The organism is Streptomyces sp. NPDC006235 (assembly GCF_040613735.1).
Taxonomy (GTDB): domain Bacteria; phylum Actinomycetota; class Actinomycetes; order Streptomycetales; family Streptomycetaceae; genus Streptomyces.
The window spans coordinates 372,641-391,719 of sequence record NZ_JBEXSR010000002.1; the positions used below are offsets into that span (position 1 = coordinate 372,641).

17 protein-coding genes are annotated in these 19,079 nt (G+C 71.5%); 13 read left to right on the forward strand and 4 right to left on the reverse strand.

Translation table 11 applies throughout. The features are described from left to right. The first annotated feature begins 141 nt into the window (after positions 1 to 141). From ABZ192_RS03765 to ABZ192_RS03805, 9 genes are all read left to right on the forward strand, one after another. The gene (locus tag ABZ192_RS03765; protein ID WP_356922878.1) at positions 142 to 897 is read left to right on the forward strand and encodes a (2Fe-2S)-binding protein; all 756 of its coding nucleotides are present in this window, start codon (positions 142 to 144) and stop codon (positions 895 to 897) included. Positions 898 to 936: 39 nt separating this feature from the next. After that, entirely contained in the window at positions 937 to 2,088 is a 1,152-nt protein-coding gene (gene glgA / locus ABZ192_RS03770; RefSeq protein WP_356922880.1) for a glycogen synthase, read from the forward strand. 51 nt (positions 2,089 to 2,139) lie between these two features. Continuing rightward, positions 2,140 to 3,360, forward strand: coding sequence for a glucose-1-phosphate adenylyltransferase (gene glgC / locus ABZ192_RS03775; RefSeq protein WP_356922881.1), 1,221 nt, complete (start codon positions 2,140 to 2,142; stop codon positions 3,358 to 3,360). A gap of 103 nt (positions 3,361 to 3,463) precedes the next feature. Next, positions 3,464 to 6,091: a PA14 domain-containing protein gene (locus ABZ192_RS03780; protein WP_356922882.1), complete on the forward strand. Its 2,628-nt coding sequence runs from the start codon at positions 3,464 to 3,466 to the stop codon at positions 6,089 to 6,091. Positions 6,092 to 6,235: 144 nt separating this feature from the next. Beyond that, on the forward strand, positions 6,236 to 7,579 hold the full coding sequence (locus tag ABZ192_RS03785) for a wax ester/triacylglycerol synthase family O-acyltransferase (RefSeq protein ID WP_356922883.1): 1,344 nt from the start codon (positions 6,236 to 6,238) through the stop codon (positions 7,577 to 7,579). Positions 7,580 to 7,684: 105 nt separating this feature from the next. Next, positions 7,685 to 9,187, forward strand: a complete 1,503-nt coding sequence (locus ABZ192_RS03790; RefSeq protein WP_356922884.1) for an SDR family NAD(P)-dependent oxidoreductase — start codon at positions 7,685 to 7,687, stop codon at positions 9,185 to 9,187. A gap of 383 nt (positions 9,188 to 9,570) precedes the next feature. After that, positions 9,571 to 9,744: a hypothetical protein gene (locus ABZ192_RS03795; RefSeq protein WP_010037330.1), complete on the forward strand. Its 174-nt coding sequence runs from the start codon at positions 9,571 to 9,573 to the stop codon at positions 9,742 to 9,744. A gap of 54 nt (positions 9,745 to 9,798) precedes the next feature. After that, positions 9,799 to 10,281 carry a GNAT family N-acetyltransferase gene (locus tag ABZ192_RS03800; protein WP_356922885.1) on the forward strand — a complete coding sequence of 161 codons (483 nt, stop codon included), beginning with the start codon at positions 9,799 to 9,801 and terminating at the stop codon, positions 10,279 to 10,281. A gap of 24 nt (positions 10,282 to 10,305) precedes the next feature. Next, on the forward strand, positions 10,306 to 10,911 hold the full coding sequence (locus ABZ192_RS03805) for a GNAT family N-acetyltransferase (protein ID WP_356922886.1): 606 nt from the start codon (positions 10,306 to 10,308) through the stop codon (positions 10,909 to 10,911). On the opposite strand, the gene ABZ192_RS03810 is transcribed toward ABZ192_RS03805, so the two are convergent. From ABZ192_RS03810 to ABZ192_RS03820, 3 genes are all read right to left on the reverse strand, one after another. Continuing rightward, positions 10,883 to 11,302 (reverse strand): VOC family protein, encoded by a 420-nt coding sequence (locus ABZ192_RS03810; protein WP_356922887.1) that lies wholly within the window; start codon positions 11,300 to 11,302, stop codon positions 10,883 to 10,885. The genes ABZ192_RS03805 and ABZ192_RS03810 overlap by 29 nt on opposite strands. A 209-nt stretch (positions 11,303 to 11,511) precedes the next feature. Then, entirely contained in the window at positions 11,512 to 12,855 is a 1,344-nt protein-coding gene (locus ABZ192_RS03815; protein WP_356922888.1) for an amidase family protein, read from the reverse strand. 108 nt (positions 12,856 to 12,963) lie between these two features. Then, a complete protein-coding gene (locus ABZ192_RS03820) occupies positions 12,964 to 13,989 on the reverse strand; it encodes an alpha/beta fold hydrolase (RefSeq protein WP_356922889.1) in 1,026 nt (341 codons plus the stop codon). 111 nt (positions 13,990 to 14,100) lie between these two features. Here ABZ192_RS03820 and ABZ192_RS03825 point away from each other — a divergent pair, with 111 nt between their 5' ends. Next, positions 14,101 to 14,574: a carboxymuconolactone decarboxylase family protein gene (locus ABZ192_RS03825; protein WP_356922890.1), complete on the forward strand. Its 474-nt coding sequence runs from the start codon at positions 14,101 to 14,103 to the stop codon at positions 14,572 to 14,574. Between the two features lie 41 nt (positions 14,575 to 14,615). On the opposite strand, the gene ABZ192_RS03830 is transcribed toward ABZ192_RS03825, so the two are convergent. Then, on the reverse strand, positions 14,616 to 15,320 hold the full coding sequence (locus ABZ192_RS03830) for an FCD domain-containing protein (protein ID WP_356922891.1): 705 nt from the start codon (positions 15,318 to 15,320) through the stop codon (positions 14,616 to 14,618). A gap of 165 nt (positions 15,321 to 15,485) precedes the next feature. Here ABZ192_RS03830 and ABZ192_RS03835 point away from each other — a divergent pair, with 165 nt between their 5' ends. The 3 genes from ABZ192_RS03835 to ABZ192_RS03845 are packed head-to-tail and all read left to right on the forward strand — an operon-like array spanning position 15,486 to position 19,076. Then, positions 15,486 to 16,559, forward strand: a complete 1,074-nt coding sequence (locus ABZ192_RS03835) for a sugar ABC transporter substrate-binding protein (protein ID WP_356922892.1) — start codon at positions 15,486 to 15,488, stop codon at positions 16,557 to 16,559. Continuing rightward, positions 16,556 to 18,055, forward strand: a complete 1,500-nt coding sequence (locus ABZ192_RS03840; protein WP_356922893.1) for a sugar ABC transporter ATP-binding protein — start codon at positions 16,556 to 16,558, stop codon at positions 18,053 to 18,055. Before ABZ192_RS03835 ends, ABZ192_RS03840 begins: the two co-directional genes overlap by 4 nt. Continuing rightward, positions 18,048 to 19,076, forward strand: a complete 1,029-nt coding sequence (locus ABZ192_RS03845; RefSeq protein ID WP_356922894.1) for an ABC transporter permease — start codon at positions 18,048 to 18,050, stop codon at positions 19,074 to 19,076. The genes ABZ192_RS03840 and ABZ192_RS03845 overlap by 8 nt, the downstream gene beginning before the upstream one ends. Positions 19,077 to 19,079: the final 3 nt, after the last annotated feature.

The following is a 19,079-nucleotide window of genomic DNA, read 5'->3' on the forward strand; positions in this document are numbered from 1 at the left end:
ACCCTGCCGTGTCCGGGTCTTCCCGTCGTCGTCCCTGAGCACTCATTGGGTCCTACTGCCGATGGAGTACGAGGGGACCCCCGTCATCCCCAGGGTGGGCGGCCCCGGTCGGGGGTCACCGGGTCGCATCCCCTAGGGGCCTTGGTATTACTGCTCTCCGTGGACCTCGACCCCGACCTTGCCGCGCTCCGCCCGCTCGGCGGCTACTTCGTGCTGCGCACAGGAGGAGCGGCGGCCGGGCCTCTTCCCACTCTTGCACAGGCCTACGCCACCATGTCACCGGATGTGTACGGAAATTCCCTGATTTTCCGCGTCGATAAAGTCGCGAACGCCCTGCGCGCCCCGGAGCCTCGCGTCGCGGCGTCCGTGGCCCACCTGGGACTCGCGGCCCGCCTCTGGTCCGTGGCGCTCGGCTGCGCCGCGCTCTACGGCCGTGTCCCCGACCTCGACCCCCGGCTGCTGCACTGGGACGCCGACGCCGGCACCCCCGACGACCTGTGGCTGTCGGACGTACGGCCGCTCCCCGGGAACGCGCAGACCCTCGCTGACCTCATCCTGCACGGCCACCTCGACCCCCTCTCGGCCGCCCTGCGCGCCCACTACCGCCTCGCCCCGGGGCTGCTGCGGGGCAACGCCGCCTCCGCGCTGGCGGGCGCCGCCCGGGAACTCGACCGCTGGGCCCGGCGGCACGGCCGTCCGGACACCGCCGTCCGGGCCCGTTCCCTGGCCGCGGAACTCCTCGCCCACCCCCTGCTGACCGGCGCCGGAACCCTCACCGGCACAGCCTTCCGGCGCCGCAGCTGCTGCCTCTACTACCGCGTGCCCGGCGGGGGCCTGTGTGGTGACTGTTGCTTCACACGGCCGCCCCGCTCTTCCCCACAGGCCCCATCTGGGTGACCATGAAAGGGAACGGCCGCTGAGAGCAGGGAGTTGCGGGTGCGCGTCGGACTGCTGACCCGGGAGTACCCGCCGGATGTGTACGGCGGCGCAGGTGTCCATGTGGAGTTCCTCGCCCGGGAGCTCAGACCACTGGTCGACCTCGACGTGCACTGCTGGGGCGAGGGCCGCGCCGACGGCGTGCTGCGCCACCGCCCCTGGTCCACGCTCGACGGCGCCAACGACGCGCTGCGCACCTTCTCCGTCGACCTGGCCATGGCCGCCGCCCTCGAAGGCCGCGAGCTGGTCCACACCCACACCTGGTACGCCAACCTCGGCGGCCACCTCGCCAAGATGCTCTACGGCATCCCGCACGTGATGACCGCGCACTCCCTGGAGCCCCTGCGCCCCTGGAAGGCCGAGCAGCTCGGCGGCGGCTACGAGCTGTCGAGCTGGGCCGAGCGCACCGCGATCGAGGCCGCCGACGCGGTGGTCGCCGTGTCGGGCGCCATGCGCGAGGACATCCTCGGCTGCTACCCGGCCCTGGACCCGGAGAGGGTCCACGTCATCCACAACGGCATCGACACGAGCCTGTACCGGCCCGACCACGGCACGGACGCCCTGGACCGCATCGGCCTCGACCGCTCCCGTCCGTACGTGCTGTTCGTCGGCCGCATCACCCGCCAGAAGGGCGTGCCCCACCTGCTGCGCGCGGTGCGGGACATCGACCCGGCCGCGCAGGTCGTGCTGTGCGCGGGCGCGCCGGACACGCCGGAGATCGACCAGGAGTTCCGCGAGCTGTTCGGGGAGCTGAGCCGGGTCCGCGACGGCGTGTTCTGGATTCCGAGGATGCTGCCGCGCCCGGAGGTGATCCAGCTCCTCACGCACGCCGCCCTGTTCGTCTGCCCCTCGGTGTACGAGCCGCTCGGCATCGTGAACCTGGAGGCGATGGCCTGCGGCACGCCCGTGGTGGCCTCGGCGGTCGGCGGCATCCCCGAGGTCGTGGACGACGGCAGGACGGGCCTGCTGGTCCCGCCCGGCGACGGCTTCGAGGCGGGACTCGCCCGGGCCATGGACTCCGTACTGGGCGACCCGGCGGCCGCCCGGCGGATGGGTGAGGCAGGGCGGGAACGCGCGGTCGGCGAGTTCGGCTGGGACGCGGTGGCCCGCCGCACGGTACGGCTCTACGAGGAGATCCTGAAACAGGCTTAGTACGAGCTGCTCAGGGGCAGGCATCGGGAAATCTGCGTGAGGGGAGCGGCCATGCGTCGTGGTGGTCCTTCGGTCCTGGGAATCGTGCTGGCGGGCGGAGAGGGCAAGCGTCTGATGCCCCTGACCGCGGACCGGGCGAAACCCGCGGTGACCTTCGGCGGTACGTACCGCCTGGTCGACTTCGTCCTGTCCAACCTGGTGAACGCCGACGTGCTGCGCATCTGCGTCCTGACGCAGTACAAGTCGCACTCGCTGGACCGGCACATCACCACCACCTGGCGGATGTCCAGCCTGCTCGGCAACTACGTCACGCCCGTGCCCGCCCAGCAGCGCCTGGGCCCCCGCTGGTACCTCGGCAGCGCCGACGCGATCCTGCAGTCGCTGAACCTGATCTACGACGAGCGCCCCGAGTACGTCGCCGTCTTCGGCGCCGACCACGTCTACCGCATGGACCCCCGCCAGATGCTCACCCAGCACATCGACAGCGGAGCGGGCGTCACGGTGGCCGGGATCCGGGTGCCGCGCACCGAGTCCTCCGCGTTCGGCGTGATCACGCCGGGCTCGGACGGCCAGACGGTGGAGCGCTTCCTGGAGAAGCCCACGGACCCGCCCGGCCTGGCCGACGACCCCGAGATGGTCTTCGCCTCCATGGGCAACTACATCTTCAGCACGAAGGCCCTCATCGAGGCGCTCCAGCGGGACGCGGAGGACGAGCACTCCGTGCACGACATGGGCGGCTCGATCCTGCCCCAGCTCACCGACCGGGGCGAGGCCGCGCTGTACGACTTCAGCGCCAACCACGTGCCCGGCGAGACCACCCGCGACCAGGGCTACTGGCGGGACGTCGGCACGCTGGACGCCTACTACGAGGCCCACATGGACCTGATCGCCGAGCGCCCGGCCTTCAACCTGTTCAACCGCAGCTGGCCCATCTACACGCACTCGTACCAGCTCTCGCCGGCCCGCTTCAACGCCGGGGGCATCGCCAGCGAGTCCATCATCAGCGCCGGCTGCCTGATCCGCGGGCAGGTCACGCGGTCGGTGCTGTCGCCGGGTGTGGTGGTCGACCCGGGGGCCGTCGTGCAGGGGTCCGTGCTGCACGACAACGTGCACATCGGCCGGGGCGCGGTGGTGCGCGGTGCCGTGCTCGACAAGAACGTCGAGGTGCCGCCGGGCGCGACGATCGGCGTCAACCCCGAGCGCGACGCGGAGCTGTACACGGTGTCCAAGGGCGGCGTCATCGCTCTCGGGAAGGGGCAGCTGGTCACCTGACGAGGAGCGGCCGGGGGACTTTGTCCTGCCTCTGGACGAAGCGCGGAATCCGTGATGTTGTCATGCCAACTCCTGTCCATGACAACGTTGTTATGGAGGTTTCGTGCGCACCAGACGCCTCAGAGCCCGACTCGCGTTACTGCTCGCCGCGCTCCTCGCCCTCACCGGCCTGACTGCGGCACCCGCCCTCGCGGACGACCCGGCCGACCCGGCCGAGATCCACGGCCTCAAGGGCGAGTACTACACGCACTCCGCCCCCGGCGCCTTCGACTTCCACACCCTCAAGGCGACGACCTTCGACCAGGACCTCGACTTCGACAACCTGGAACCGCGCCTGGCCTTCACCACCGGACAGTCCGACGACGTCAGCGTCCGCTGGACCGGCAAGCTCGTCCCCGAGAAGACCGGCCCCCACACCTTGTCGGTGATCGGCGACAACGGCTTCCGCCTCTGGATCGACGGGCAGCTCGCCATCGACCACTGGGTCGACGACTGGGACCGCGAACAGACCGCACAGCCCGTCGACCTGACCGCCGGCAAGCCCTACGACATCAAGGTCGAGTACTTCGAGCACTACGGCGGCTCCAACCTCCACCTCCGCTGGATCCAGCCCGGCGGCGGCAAGGAGCCCGTCCCGCAGTCGGCGTTCCGCCTCCCCGACGGCTTCGACTACGACGGGGCCCTCGCGGCCACGGTCCAGTCCACCGGCCGCACCCTCAAGCTGGACTTCGCCCAGCCCCTCGCCGCACCCCCGGCGAGCTTCACCGACCACCTCAAGGCGGTGATCGGCGGCGCCGCATGGCCCCTGGGCGCGGCCCGGCCGGACCCGTCCGACCCCACCTCCCTCCTGGTCACCCTGAAGGAGCCGGTCGTCGGTAACAAGACCGGCACGGCCCGCGGCACCGCCGACGTCCGCTACGACGGGCAGGGCGGCCTCACCGACGCCGACGGCAACGTTGTCAAGGAGTTCTGGACCAGCGGCCCCAACCGCTCGACCCACCAGCTGCGCACCCGCTGGGCCGACGAGGTAGGACCCGGCAACGCCCTCCCGGAGTACCCGCGCCCGCAGCTGACCCGGGACGCCTGGCGCAATCTCAACGGCCGCTGGCAGTTCGCCGCCGCCGAGCCGGGCGAGCAGCCGCCCGTGGGCAGGACGCTGAAGGAGCGCATCCTCGTCCCGTACCCGGTGGAGTCCCAGCTCTCCGGCATCGAACGGCACGAGGACCGCATGTGGTACCGCCGCACCTTCACCGTCCCCGCCGACTGGCGGATCGGCTCCGGCAAGCGGCTCAAGCTCAACTTCGGCGCCGTCGACTGGCGGTCCGAGGTGTACGTCAACGGCACGAAGGTCGCCGAGCACGAGGGCGGCTACGACAAGTTCAGCGCCGACATCACCGACGCGCTCAAGCCCGGCCGCACCCAGGAGCTCATCGTCGGCGTCCACGACCCGACCGACGCCGCCTCCGGCGAGAACCCGCCGCTCGGCAAGCAGCGCCTGGACCCCAGCGGCATCTGGTACACCCCCTCCTCCGGCATCTGGCAGACGGTCTGGATGGAGCCGGTGGCCCGCGACCACGTCGACTCCCTCAAGCTCGTCCCCGACGTGGCCGGCGAGAAGCTGACCGTTCAGGCCCGGGGCGTCCGGGACGGCGTACCGATCACGGCGACGGCGTACGACGGCCGGCGCGAGGTGGCCACGGCGAGCGGCCGCACCGGCAGCCCGCTGACACTCACCGTCCGTGACCCGCACCTGTGGTCGCCCGACGACCCGTTCCTCTACGGCCTGAAGGTGAAGGTCGGAGCCGACCGCGTCGGCAGCTACTTCGGGATGCGCTCCATCGCCGTCGAGAAGGTCAACGGCGTCCCGCGCACGGTCCTCAACGGGGAGCCGGTCTTCATGATGGCCACCCTCGACCAGGGCTTCTGGCCGGACGGCCTGCACACCGCGCCCACCGACGAGGCCCTCGCCTACGACCTGAAAGCGCACAAGCGGCTCGGCTTCAACTCCGTCCGCAAGCACATCAAGGTCGAGCCGGACCGCTGGTTCCACTGGGCCGACCGGCTCGGGCTGCTGGTGTGGCAGGACATGCCCGCGATGACGGCCGGGGTGAACCCGAGCCCCGCCTCCCGCGCGCGCTACGAGCGCGAGCTGAAGGAGATGATCGACGAGCACGTCAGCAGTCCGTCGGTCGTCATGTGGGTGACCTTCAACGAGGGCTGGGGCCAGTACGATGTGGGCCGGGTCGCCGAGCAGGCCAAGGCGTGGGACCCCACCCGCCTGGTCAACGGCCAGTCCGGGCTGAACCTCGGCGCCGACGGCGGCACCGGCGACATCATGGACGAGCACGGCTACCCGAGCCCGGCCCTGCCGCCCCGCCCCGACGGCGAGCGCGCCCTGGTCAGCGGCGAGTACGGCGGCCTGGGCCTCGCGGTGCCCGGCCACGCCTGGTCGGTGCAGCAGTCGTACGTCGACGTCGACCCGGCCACCTACACGGACGACTACCTGGCGAAGCTGGACGAGGTCCGGGCACTGGTCTGCCGGGGCAGCAACGGGGCCGTCTACACCCAGATCGCGGATGTCGAGGGCGAGCTGAACGGCTTCCTGACCTACGACCGGGCCGTGCTCAAACCGGACACCGCCCGGCTGAAGGCGGCCCACGAGGCGCTGATCCGTGACGCCTCCCGGGTGACTCCCACGGGGTGCCCGGCGCCGCGTCCTGTGCTGAACTGACCTCACATGCACCATAAGTCCCGCCCCTTTCATCGGGGCGGGACTTAATCTGCTGTTAACTGTACGTAGCCTGATCGTACTTGACCGTAATCGGCTGGGGGCGATTGACTGCTGGCCCACCCGTCGTCGACGCGAGGCAAGCCCTTGACTGCTGACCTGCTCGCTCCTCTCGACCTGGCGTTCTGGAACATCGAGTCCGCGGACAACCCGATGCACCTCGGCGCGCTCGGGATCTTCTCGGCTCACTCGCCCGCCGCCGGCGCCCACGCGGCCGATCTGCTCGCGGCCCGCGCCGCCGGCGTGCCCGGACTGCGGATGCGCATCCGCAACGTCTGGCAGCCGCTGCCCGCCGCGCTGCGCCGGCCCCTCGCCTTCGGCGGCGCCGCCCGCGAACCCGACCCGGACTTCGACCCCCTGAACCATGTGCGGCTGCACGCCCCGACCGCCGACTTCCACACGGTCGCGGGCCGGCTCATGGGACGTCCGCTGGAGCGTGGCCGGCCGCCGTGGGAGGCCCACGTGCTGCCCGGCGAGGACGGGGTCTCCTTCGCGGTGCTGTTCAAGTTCCACCACGCCCTGGCCGACGGGCTGCGGGCGCTGACCCTCGCCGCGGGCGTCATGGACCCCATGGACATGCCTACGCCCCGGCCCCGCCCGGCCGAGCCCCCGCGCGGCCTGGTGCCCGACGTGCGCGAGCTGCCGGGGATGGTGCGCGGCGCCCTGTCCGACGCCGCCCGGGCCCTCGACATCGGCGCCTCCGTCGCCCGCTCCTCCCTCGACGTGCGCTCCGCCCCCGCGCTCACCTGCGAGCCGAGCGGCACCCGCCGCACCGCCGGAGTGCTGCTCGACATCGACGACGTGCACCGCGTCCGCAAGACCGTCGGCGGCACCGTCAACGACGTCCTGATCGCGGTCGTCGCGGGCGCGCTGCGCCGCTGGCTCGACGAGCGCGGCGACGGCAGCGAGGACGTCGCGCCCCGTGCCCTGATCCCCGTCTCCAAGCGCCGCCCGCGCACCGCCTACCCGCAGGGCAACCGGCTCTCCGGGTACCTGATACGGCTCCCGGTGGACGACCCGGACCCGCTGGCCCGCCTCGCCTCGGTCCGCACCGCCATGGACCGCAACAAGGACGCCGGCCCCAACCGGGGCGCGGGTGCCGTCGCCCTGCTCGCCGACCACGTCCCGGCCCTGGCCCACCGGCTGGGCGGACCCCTGGTCGGCCAGGCGGCCCGGCTCTGGTTCGACATCCTGGTCACCAGCGTGCCCCTGCCCAGCCTCGGCCTGAAGCTCGGCGGCAACCCGCTCACCGCCGTCTTCCCGTTCGCCCCGCTGGCCCCGGGACACTCCCTGGCGGTGGCGGTCTCGACGTACCGGGGGAGCGTCCACTACGGGCTCGTCGCCGACGGCCATGCCGTGCCGGATCTCGACCGGCTCGCCGCGGCCGTCACGGAGGAGGTGCGCACGCTGATCACCGCCTGCCGGCCCTGAATCGGCCGGGTTTGGCGGTATGGCCCGCCACTCGCGTAAAATTCGCCCTTCGAAAGCGGGCGCGGCCGGCGCGCCACCACGGCAGAGCAGGGAACGACAGCGGCGATGACGGTGACAGAGGACGGCCCGCAGGCCATGGACGAGGCGAGCGGGCTCTCGTACGGACCCGGCATCGACCCGGAGCGGCTGGCCGTCTGCCTCAGCGTGCTCGAGGAACTCGACAAGCTGGAGATCGACCACCCGGACGCCGTCGCCGTGCGCCGGGCCACCGCGGGCGTCTACCGCACGGTCAAGCAGCGCCGCCGCCAGGAGCGCCGGGCCGCCAAGACCGCCCACGACAAGGCGGTCACGGAGGCCACGGCGACCGGCTCCGCCCAGCGCATCGACGACGAGACCGAGGGCCTGCTGCCCTCCTCGCGCACCGAGGAGGGCCGGATCGCGGGGATACTCCAGCGCCCGCGCTCCTGCTACACCTGCAAGACCCGGTACGTGGAAGTCGACTACTTCTACCACCAGCTCTGTCCGGACTGCGCCCGCGTGAACCGCGAGAAGCGCGACGTCCGCGCCGACCTCAGCGGCAAGCGCGCCCTGCTCACCGGCGGCCGCGCCAAGATCGGCATGTACATCGCGCTCAGGCTGCTGCGCGACGGCGCCCACACCACGATCACCACGCGCTTCCCCAAGGATGCCATCCGCCGCTTCAAGGCGATGGACGACTCGGCGGACTGGATCCACCGACTGGAGGTCGTCGGCATCGACCTGCGCGACCCGGCCCAGGCCGTGGCCCTGGCGGAGCAGGTCGCCGAGGCGGGCCCGCTCGACATCCTCGTCAACAACGCGACCCAGACCGTACGCCGCCTGCCTTCCGCCTACGCGGCGCTGGTCGAGGGCGAGAGCGCCCCGCTGCCCGCCGGTGAGCTGCCCGCCCACCACGTCATCGGCGCGTTCAACTCCGGCGCGGTCGACGGCCTGGCCGCGCTGCCCCTGGGCACCAGCGGCCTCGATGCCCAGCAGGTCGCCGACCTCGCCCTGGTCGCGGGCAACGCCAGCGTCGAACGGCACCTCGACGGCACGGCGATCGACGCGGGCGGACTGGTCCCCGACGTCGTCGACTCCAACACCTGGGTGCAGACGATCGAGCAGATCTCCCCGGTGGAGTTGCTGGAGACCCAGCTGTGCAACTACACGGCGCCGTTCATCCTCATCAGCCGGCTCCGCCCGGTCATGGCCGATGCCGCGAAGAAGGCGGCGAGCGGACGCGCGTACGTCGTGAACGTCTCGGCGATGGAGGGCGTGTTCGGCCGCGGCTACAAGGGCGCGGGGCATCCGAACACCAACGCCGCGAAGGCCGCGATGAACATGGTGACGCGGACCAGTGCGCAGGAGATGTTCGAGACCGACGGGATCCTGATGACCTCGGTCGACACGGGCTGGATCACGGACGAGCGGCCGCACTACGACAAGCTGCGGCTCGCGGAGGCCGGGTTCCACGCGCCGCTGGACCTGGTCGACGGTGCGGCCCGGGTGTACGACCCGATCGTCCGGGGCGAGGCCGGGGAGGATCTGTACGGCGTCTTTCTGAAGGACTACGCCCCGGGCAAGTGGTAGGGCTTCCCGGCTTCCCGGCCGACGTCTGGAAAACGCCGGTGCGGGTCTACCCCGTTCGGGTGAGCCGCAAAACGTCCTACCGTGGGCAAATCGGTGCGTAAACCCGAGCTGAACACGGGATGACGCGCGATCGTTACCGCTTGTTTTCAGCCCCATCGAGCGGGGTGCCGCTCATTTGGTTAACCTGAGGCGGACGGACAGCAGGACGGGACCCACACCCACGGTCCGTCATGGGACTAGCCGGTACACCACGGCCTGCGCTCCCGCGAGTTACCGGCGCCACCGCGTCCGAACTGCATTTGGCATCAGACCCGAGCGGGCGTCAGGCGCAGAGCAGGACGGCGCATACGTCCCGAGGGTGACCGACACATAAGGAGTGCGCGGTGACACCGGAGAAGACGAATCGCGAGCAACGCCCCAAGGAACGCACGGAGCGCAAGGGCCGCCGGTCCGACGAACTCGGCAGCCTCGACGTGTGGGCCCGGTCGGCCCCCATCCGCCTCGCGGGCTATGAGGAGGACCTCGCCGAGCCCCACATCCTGCCCAGCGTCGACTGACCGGGCGCGGCCCCTCCGCGTTCGCGCGCACAGGGGCGTGCCAGACTCGCGTCCATGCTGATCAGGGAAGCAGCGGCTGACGACTGGCCGCACATCTGGCCGTTCTGGCACCGCATCGTCGCCGCGGGCGAGACCTACGCATGGGACCCGGGCACCTCCGAGGAGGAAGCCCGGGTCCTGTGGATGAATCCGGCGAAACGCGTCTATGTCGTCGAGGACGACGGCGGCCGTGTCGTCGCCTCCGCGTACCTCACCCCCAACTACGGCGGGCCCGCCGCCCGTATCGCCAACGCCGGCTTCATGGTCGACCCGGCCCAGGGCGGGCGGGGCTACGGCCGCGCCCTGGCCGAACACCTCCTGACCGAGGCCACGGCCGCCGGCTACCGGGGCATGGTGTTCAACGCCGTCGTCGAGACCAACCCGGCCGTGAAGCTGTGGACCTCACTGGGTTTCACGATCCTCGGTACGGTGCCCGACGCGTTCGAGCATCCCCGGCACGGCCTCGTGGGGCTGCACATCATGTACCGGGCGCTTTAGAGCATCAGGACATCGGAGGGCTCCATGGCCGGCTTTCGGGTGAGGCCTCTGGACACGGGCAGCTGGCCGGACTTCGCAGCTCTGGTCGAGCGGCACAGGGGCGTGTGGGGCGGCTGCTGGTGCATGGCCTTCCACCCCGAGGGCCTGAGCCGCACCAAGCGTCCCGAAGAGAACCGCGCCCGGAAGGAGAGCCGCGTCCGTGAGGGCGACGCGCACGCCGCCCTCGTCTACGACGGCCGGGACTGCGTCGGCTGGTGCCAGTTCGGGCCGACGCCGGAACTGCCCCGCATCAAACACCGGCGTGCCTACGAGAAGGACCTCGGGACCCCTCCCGACTGGCGGATCACCTGCTTCTTCGTCGATCGCGCCCACCGACGGCAGGGCGTGGCATCCGCCGCCCTCGGCGGGGCCCTCCGGGAGATCGCACGCCTCGGCGGCGGAACCGTGGAGGGCTACCCCGAGGACGCCGAGGGCCGGTCGGTCTCTCCGTCGTTCCTGTACACCGGCACGGTGGCGCTGTTCGAGAGTCACGGATTCGAGCGGAGCCGGCGCCTCGGCAAACACCACTGGGTGGTCGGCAGGACGGTCCCCCGCGCGGCCGTCAGGGACGGACGTACGGCCGGGTCATGATCTCCATGTTGTGGCCGTCCGGGTCGTCGAAGTAGGCGCCCCGGCCGCCGAAGAGGTCGTTGACCCGGCCGGGCTCGGTGTGACTCGGGTCGGCGTAGTAGGTGACCCCCAGCGCCTCCAGCCGGGCGATCATGATGTCGAACTGCTCCTCGGGCACGAGGAACGCGTAGTGCTGCCCCTGGATCGGCTCGTCGCGCTTCTCGTAGTAGTCGAGGGTCACGCCGTTGCCCAGGTCGACGGGCAGGAAGGGTCCGAAGGGGGCGCCCACCTTCAGACCCAGGACCGCCGCCAGGAACTCGGCCGACAGCTGGCGGTCCGAGGAGAAGACGACGGTGTGGTCGAGGCGGGCGACGGTGGCCGGAAGTTCGGGCGTGTGCTGTGCGTGGGACATGAGTCTGAAAGGTCTCCGGGTCTCGGGATCCGTGGTGAAGCGCCGCAGCGGGCGCGAGGGGATGAGGACACGGAGACGGGAGGTGGGGCTCGTGCCCCCTCCGGCTCTCGGGCGGGCCCGGGCGGGGTCACCCCCGCCGCGCTCACTCCGAGGCCGGGCGCCTCACTCGTGCATGGCCTACGGCCGACCCGGCAGTCACCCGGCCGACTCTAGTTCATCGGCGCCGTACGCCGCCACGGATTACGTTCCTGCAACTGCTGGGCCAATTCCAGGAGTTGGTACTCCGTACCGGGGCGTCCCACCAGCTGCACGGCACAGGGGGCGCCGGAGGGGAGGGTTCCGCAGGGGACCGACATCGCGGGCCAGCCGGTCAGGTTCCACGGGGGCGTCAAGGGCGAGTAGTTCGTGTTCGCCAGGAGGTTGCTCAGCCAGCTCCGCTCGTGCCAGGGCGCGGCCTTGGGGGAGCGGCGGGCGAGCGCGGGCGTGAGCAGCACGTCGTACTCGGTGAAGAACGGCTCCAGCCGCCGGCGCAGTTGCTCCCGGGCCGTCCCGGAGCGCACCCTGCCCATGACGAGTCGGCCGAGTCTCGCGTGGGTCCGGGTGCGCCGGGTGAGCAGACGTGCGTCGAGGTGCTGGGCGTCCGCGGCGGTGCCGGCCGTCCAGTGGACCAGTGAGGTCGTGGCGAGCGACATCGGGTAGGGCGGGTCGGCGCGCCGGACCTGGTGGCCCGCCTTCATCAGCACCCCGGCCGCCTCCCGTGCGGCCGCCGCGTAGGGCCGGCTGATGGTGACGCCGGCGACCGGACTGCGCAGCGACACGGCGACCCTGAGGGGGCCGGGCTCGGCGCGGAGGGCGGGCTCGTCGTCCGCGAGCACCGAGAGCATCAGACGGGCGTCCTCGACGGTCGTGGCGAGGGGTCCGTTCTCCGACAGGCCGAACCAGCCTCCGTCACCGTCACCCGCCGGGACCACTCCGTGTCCCGGTTTGATGGTGACGAGGCCGCAGTTGGCGGCGGGTATGCGCAGCGAGCCCATGCCGTCGTTGCCGAGGGCGATCGGCACCATCCCGGCGGCGACCGCGGCGGCACTGCCGCCCGACGAGCCGCCCGCCGAGCGCGTCGGGTCCCAGGGGTTGCGGGCGATGCCCAGCACGCCGTCCGTCGTGCCGAAGACGCACAGCTCGGGCACGTTCGTCAGACCCACGACCACCGCGCCCGCCGCCCGCAGCCGGGCCACCGTCACATGGTCCTGAGCGGCCGGAGTGTCGGGAGTCGCGGCCGAGCCGACGCGGGTGGACTCGCCGCGCACGGCGAGGTTGTCCTTGACGGCCACGGGCACCCCGGCCAGGGGCAGACGGTCGAAGTCGCCGCGTGCGGCCACTTCGTCGGCCTCGGCCAGCGCCGCCTCGGCGCGCACGGTGCGGAAAGCCCCGACACGGCCGTCGAGCCGCTCGATCCGCGCGAGGTGCTCGGCGGCCACCTCGCGCGGGCTGACCCGCTTCTCGCGTACGGCGGCGGATATCTCGGCGGCGGTGCGGCCGGCCCAGGTGGTCACGGAGGCTCCTCGGCGTGGAAGGACGGGCTTACTGGCGAGTACGTAGAGAACTCTGCACCGGCCGGGGGCGCACGTCGAGGCCCTCGGCAGCCGGATGATCCGAGCCGTTCAGCGCAAGTGGCGTGCGAAGAAGGCCTCGGTGAGGTCCATCGAGGCCGGCCACCGCGGCCCGAAGGTGTGGCCCTCGCCTGCGTGGGTGCGCAGTTCCACGTCCTCGCCCGCCTTCTCGAACGCGGCGGCGACCTCGCGTGACCAGGTGAGGGGGCAGGTGTCGTCCGCCGTGCCGTGCTGGATCAGCAGGGGTTCGGTGACGCGGTCGGCGTACGTCAGGGGCGACACGGCGCGCCAGAAGGCCGGGTTCTCCTCCGGCGTGCCGTGCTTCTCCTCGATCTCTGCCACGAGGGGATCGCCGTCGGGCCGCTGGAAGTGGTCGATGTTCTCCTCCGGGCGGGCGCTCACCGGCGCGTACACCACCGCGGCGTCGAACAGGCCGGGCGCCACGACCAGGGTGTTGTACACGACCCCGCCACCCATCGACCGGCCGAACAGGCCGATCCGGTCGCCGTCGATCTCCGGCCGCCCGGAGTCGCGCAGGGCCAGGGCCGCGCCGATGACGTCCTCGGTGTAGCCGAGGCGGAGGTCCACGTCGTTGTCCGGGTCGTCGTCGGAGCGGGCGTGGTTGCGGTAGTCGGTGTGCAGCACGACATAGCCGCTGCGGGCCAGGCGGTCCTGCTCCCGGGGCATGCCCTGGCCGCTGAAATAGACGTCCGGGTCGATGTACCCGTGCGCCAGCACCAGCGCCGGGAACGGGCCCTTGCCCTCCGGGATGTTCATGATCCCGGAGATGGTCAGACCGTTCGCCTCGTACGTGACCGCGTAGCGGGTGTAGGCGGAGGTCCGGTCGAGCACGTTCCCGAGCCGCAGGCCGGAGCCGGTGTGCTTCCGCTGCATCAGGGCCGGCAGGGAAACGGGATCGGCCGGGGTGGGGGAGGGCGTGGTGCGAGGCCGCTCGTTCCCGGCCCGGGTGGACTTGGGCGACGCCTCGGGCGCGCTTTCGTCCCCGCCGCCGGTACAGCCGATCGCGACGGCCGCCAGCAGTCCGGCGGTGACCCAGGCCGTGCCCCGCAGTCGCATACGGCCCATTGTCGCCCTGCGAGAGACGCACGTCACATTCCTCGATGTCACATCGGGCCGAGCCGCCGGCTCATAAGGGCGTAAGCATCGACAACGACACAGGAGTTCACCATGAACGCGCGTCTGGACGTCTTCGCCATCCCGAGCGCCGCCAAGGTCATCAAGCAGTTCATGTCCCTGGGGCGGCTGGTCGTGGAGTCTCCGCTGCCGGCCGCCACCCGGGAGCTGGTCTCGCTCCGGGTGAGCCAGATCAACGGCTGCGCGGTCTGCATCGACATGCACACCAAGGAGGCCGCGGCGGCGGGTGAGACCTCCGTGCGCGTCAACCTGGTCGCCGCGTGGCGGGAGGCCACGGTCTACACCGAGGCCGAGCGCGCCGCACTGGAGCTGGCCGAGCAGGCGACGCGGATCGCGGACGGCGCCGGCGGGGTGCCGGACGAGGTGTGGGAGCGGGCCGCCAAGCACTACGACGAGGAGCAGCTCGTCGCCCTGGTGACCCTGATCGCCTTCATGAACACGGCGAACCGGCTGAACGTCGTCCTCCAGCAGCCGGCGGGCGACTACCAGCCCGGTCAGTTCAAGTAGCGGCCGCACACCGGGCCCTGGGTACTGTTCCCGGACACTCCCTAGGGCCCGAGCTGTGCCCGCAGCCACTCCTCCACCTCGCCCACGTGCGCGGCCGCCGCCGCGCGGGCCGCCTCCGGGTCGCGGGCGGCCAGGGCGCGGTGGATCGCGGCGTGTTCGCGGCGGGTGCGGGCGAAGGCGCCCTCCTCCTGGTAGCCGCGCCAGACGCGGGCGCGGAACGTCCGCGACGACAGGCCCTCCAGGATCGCGGCCATCGTCTCGTTGCCCGCGGCCATCGCGATCTCACGGTGGAAGGCCAGGTCGTGGGCGAGGATCTCCTCCGGATCGTCCGTGGCGTTCATCGCCGCCAGGTGCTTCTCGACCTCGCCCAGCTGGTCCGCGGTGATCCGGGCCGCGGCCAGTGCCGTCGCCGTCGACTCCAGGATCCGGCGGATCTCCAGCAGCTCCACCAGACGCGGGCCGCGCGACAGGTCCGCCACGACCCCGAAGGTCTCCAGCAGGTCGCCGGCCTCCAACTGTGTGACGTAGATGCCCGATCCGTGCCGGGCCTCCAGCACACCCAGCACCGTGAGCGCGCGGATCGCCTCCCGCATCGAACTGCGGGACATGCCGAGCTGCGCGGCCAGGTCACGTTCGGTCGGCAGGCGCTGGCCCGGCTCCAGCCGGCCCTCGCCGATCATCGCCTTGATCCGCTCGATGGCGCGCTGCGTCACGGTGCCCTTCTGCGGGGCTGTCTCGTCGTCCACGCCATTCCTCCGATCACCGGCTGCGGCGCAGTCTAATCGGCGATGTGGTCGGACCACTATGCGCCAAGAGCGCGAAAATCTGGCGCCGTGGGGTGTTCCGGCGGGGGAGTGGTCTGATAAGTATGCGGGCATCTGCTGGAAGACCGGTCGATGGGAGGGCCTCAGATGCCCGGAAGCACAGCCCGCAAGCGGAGCAGGTCCCGGATCGTTGGCACGGTGGCCCTGGCCGCCGGCGCCTCCCTCCTGCTCGCCGCGTGCGGCAGCACCAAGGACACCGGCGCCTCCAGTGCCGGCGGCGGTGACGGCAGCGGCAAGGTCGGGGTCGTCCTGCCCCTGCTGACCTCGCCGTTCTGGCAGTCGTACAACGACTACGTGCCGAAGATGGCGAAGTCCGAGGGTGTGGACGCGATGAAGACCGTCAACTCCAACAGCGATCCCTCGCAGCAGATCACCGACATCAACAACCAGCTCAACCAGGGCGTCAAGGGCCTGGTCGTCGCGCCGCTGGACAGCGCCGCCATCGAGGCGGGCCTCGACCAGGCCGAGCGCAAGGGCGTGCCGGTCGTCGCGGTGGACGTGGCGCCCGACAAGGGCAAGGTCGCGATGGTGGTCCGGGCGAACAACGTGGCGTACGGGGAGAAGGCCTGCCAGTACCTCGGCGAGCACATCACCTCCGGCAAGGTCGTGCAGATCATGGGCGACCTGGCCTCGGTCAACGGCCGCGACCGCTCCGAGGCGTTCCGCTCCTGCGTGAAGAAGAACTTCCCGAAGCTGAAGGTCCTGGAGATCCCCGCCAAGTGGGAGTCCGACGCGGCGGCGTCGAAACTCGACACCCTCCTCAACGCCAACCCCGACATCAAGGGCATCTACATGCAGGCGGGCGGCGTCTACCTCGCGCCCACCCTCCAGACCCTCAAGTCCAAGGGGATGCTGAAGAAGGCCGGGCAGCCGGGGCACATCGCCATCGTCTCCAACGACGGCATCCCGCAGGAGTTCGACGCGATCCGCAAGGGCGAGATCGACGCGACCGTCTCCCAGCCCGCCGACGCCTACGCCAAGTACGGCATGTACTACATCAAGGCGGCGATGCAGGGGAAGACGTTCAAGCCCGGCCCGACGGACCACGACTCGACCATCGTCAGACTGCCCAGCGGCATCCTGGAGGACCAGCTGCCCGCGCCGCTGGTGACGAAGGACAACGTCGACGACCCCAAGCTCTGGGGCAACACGGTCGAATGAACACCCCACGCACCCCACTGGCTGAAGCGCGGGGCGTCGTCAAGCGGTACGGCCCCACCACCGCCCTCGCCGACGGGCAGCTCACCGTCATGCCCGGCGAGTCCCACGCCCTCGTCGGGCGCAACGGCGCAGGCAAGTCGACCCTCGTCAGGATCCTCACCGGCCTTCAGGCCCCGGACGAGGGCACCGTCCGCTTCGACGGCGACCCCGCGCCCCCGCTCACCGACCGCGACGCCTGGCGCCGCAAGGTCGCCTGCGTCTACCAGCACCCGACGGTCGTCCCCGAACTGACCGTCGCCGAGAACCTGTTCATCAACCGGCAGCCGCTCCGGCGCGGGTTCATCAGCTGGCGCCGCCTGCAGACCGAGGCGGCCCGGCTCCTCGACACCTGGGACGTGCGCGTCGATCCCGGCGCCCGCACCGCCGACCTCAAGGTCGAGGACCGGCAGATGGTGGAGATCGCCCGGGCCCTGAGCTTCGGCGCCCGCTTCATCATCCTCGACGAACCCACCGCCCAGCTCGACAACCGCGAGATCGAGCGGCTGTTCACGCGCATGCGCGCCCTTCAGGACTCGGGCGTCACCTTCCTGTTCATCTCCCACCACCTCCAGGAGGTCTACGAGGTCTGCCAGGCCGTCACGGTCCTGCGCGACGCCCGCTGGATCACCACCGCGCCGGTCGCCGACCTGCCCCGCCAGGCCCTGGTGGAGGCCATGGCGGGGGAGACGATCGCCGAACAGGCCGAGCGGCTGCGGACCGTCGCCGCCTCCGGACCCGTCCTCCTCGACGTCCACGGCCTCACCTCGCCGGCGTACGAGGACGTCGACCTCACCGTCCGCCGCGGCGAGGTCGTCGGACTCGCCGGATCCAGCGCCAGCGGCAAGATCGAACTCGCCGAGTCGTTCACCGGACTGCACACCCCCACCAGCGGGACGGCCCGGATCGACGGCGCCCCGCTGCCGTTCGGGGACGTCCAGGCCGCGCTGAAGGCCGGTGTCGGCTTCGTCCCCCGCGACCGGCACGACGAGGGGCTGGTCTTCGGCATGTCCATCGGCGACAACGCCACCCTCAGCGTCCTGGACCGGCTCGGCCGGTTCGGGTTCGTCGGCACCGACCGCAAGCGCGGTGTCGCCACGGCGCTGATCGAACGCCTCGACATCCACGCGGAGGGCCCCGACCAGCCCGTCTCGGACCTGTCCGGCGGCAACGCGCAGAAGGTCGTCATGGCCCGCGCCCTCGCCTCCGACCCACGGCTCCTCGTCCTCGTCAACCCGACCGCGGGCGTCGACGTGAAGTCCAAGGAGTCGCTGCTGGCCCGGGTGGACAGCGCCCGCGAGGACGGCACCGCCGTGCTGGTCGTCTCCGACGAACTCGACGACCTCAGGCGCTGCGACCGGGTCCTCGTCCTCTTCCACGGCCGTGTCGTCGCCGAGCACCCGGCGGGCTGGCGCGACCACGAGCTCATCGCCTCCATCGAAGGAGTGGACCATGGCTGACACCAAGGCGGCCCCGCCGCTCGCGCCCGCGCGCGCCACCGACCCGCGCGCCGCCAAGGCCGTCCTGCTCCGCCGCGCCCGTGAACTCGCCCTCGTGCCCGCCCTGTTGCTGCTCCTCGTGCTCGGCGCGATCGTCAACGACTCGTTCCTCACCGAGCGCAACCTGATCTCGATCCTCGGCGCCTCCGCCGCCCTCGCGATGGTCGTGCTCGCCGAATCCCTCGTGCTGATCACCGGCAAGTTCGACCTGTCCCTGGAATCGGTCGTCGGCATCGCACCCGCCGTCGGCGCCCTGCTCGTCCTGCCCGCCGCAGCGTCCGGCTGGGGCACCGAACTCCCGGCGGCACTCGCGCTGCTGGCGGTCCTGGTCGCGGGTGCGGCCGTGGGCGCCTTCAACGGCGTCCTGGTCGTGAAGTTCAAGCTCAACGCGTTCATCGTGACGCTCGCCATGCTGATCGTGCTGCGCGGCCTGCTGGTCGGCGCCACCAAGGGCAAGACGCTGTTCGGGATGCCCGACAGCTTCTACTCGCTGGCGACGACCACCTTCCTCACCGTCCCGCTGTCGGTGTGGCTCGCCGCGATCGCCTTCGCCGTCGCCGGGCTGGTCCTGAAGTACCACCGGGTCGGCCGCGCGCTGTACGCCATCGGCGGCAACGCGGACGCGGCCCGGGCGGCGGGCATCCGCGTGGAGCGCGTCATGCTCGGCGTGTTCGTCGTCGCGGGCGTCCTCGCCGCCGTCGGCGGCATCATGCAGACCGGGTACGTCGGCGCGATCAGCGCCAATCAGGGCCAGAACATGATCTTCACGGTGTTCGCGGCCGCGGTGATCGGCGGCATCGCCCTCGACGGCGGCAAGGGCACCATGTTCGGCGCCCTGACCGGCGTCCTCCTGCTGGGCGTCGTGCAGAACCTGCTCACCCTCGCCCAGGTGCCGTCGTTCTGGATCCAGGCCATCTACGGCGGGATCATCCTGGTCGCCCTCATGATCGCCCGGGTCACCACCGGCCGCGCCCAGGACTGAACC

What these genes read in the sequence shown, in the direction of transcription:
- ABZ192_RS03805 (WP_356922886.1), top strand. Translation starts at nt 10,306, where the DNA reads ATGGCCGGCTTTCGGGTGAGGCCTCTGGACACGGGCAGCTGGCCGGAC.
- ABZ192_RS03820 (WP_356922889.1), bottom strand. Translation starts at nt 13,989, where the DNA reads ATGCGACTGCGGGGCACGGCCTGGGTCACCGCCGGACTGCTGGCGGCC.
- ABZ192_RS03810 (WP_356922887.1), bottom strand. Translation starts at nt 11,302, where the DNA reads ATGTCCCACGCACAGCACACGCCCGAACTTCCGGCCACCGTCGCCCGC.
- ABZ192_RS03790 (WP_356922884.1), top strand. Translation starts at nt 7,685, where the DNA reads ATGACGGTGACAGAGGACGGCCCGCAGGCCATGGACGAGGCGAGCGGG.
- ABZ192_RS03845 (WP_356922894.1), top strand. Translation starts at nt 18,048, where the DNA reads ATGGCTGACACCAAGGCGGCCCCGCCGCTCGCGCCCGCGCGCGCCACC.
- ABZ192_RS03800 (WP_356922885.1), top strand. Translation starts at nt 9,799, where the DNA reads ATGCTGATCAGGGAAGCAGCGGCTGACGACTGGCCGCACATCTGGCCG.
- ABZ192_RS03840 (WP_356922893.1), top strand. Translation starts at nt 16,556, where the DNA reads ATGAACACCCCACGCACCCCACTGGCTGAAGCGCGGGGCGTCGTCAAG.
- glgC (WP_356922881.1), top strand. Translation starts at nt 2,140, where the DNA reads ATGCGTCGTGGTGGTCCTTCGGTCCTGGGAATCGTGCTGGCGGGCGGA.
- ABZ192_RS03835 (WP_356922892.1), top strand. Translation starts at nt 15,486, where the DNA reads ATGCCCGGAAGCACAGCCCGCAAGCGGAGCAGGTCCCGGATCGTTGGC.
- ABZ192_RS03825 (WP_356922890.1), top strand. Translation starts at nt 14,101, where the DNA reads ATGAACGCGCGTCTGGACGTCTTCGCCATCCCGAGCGCCGCCAAGGTC.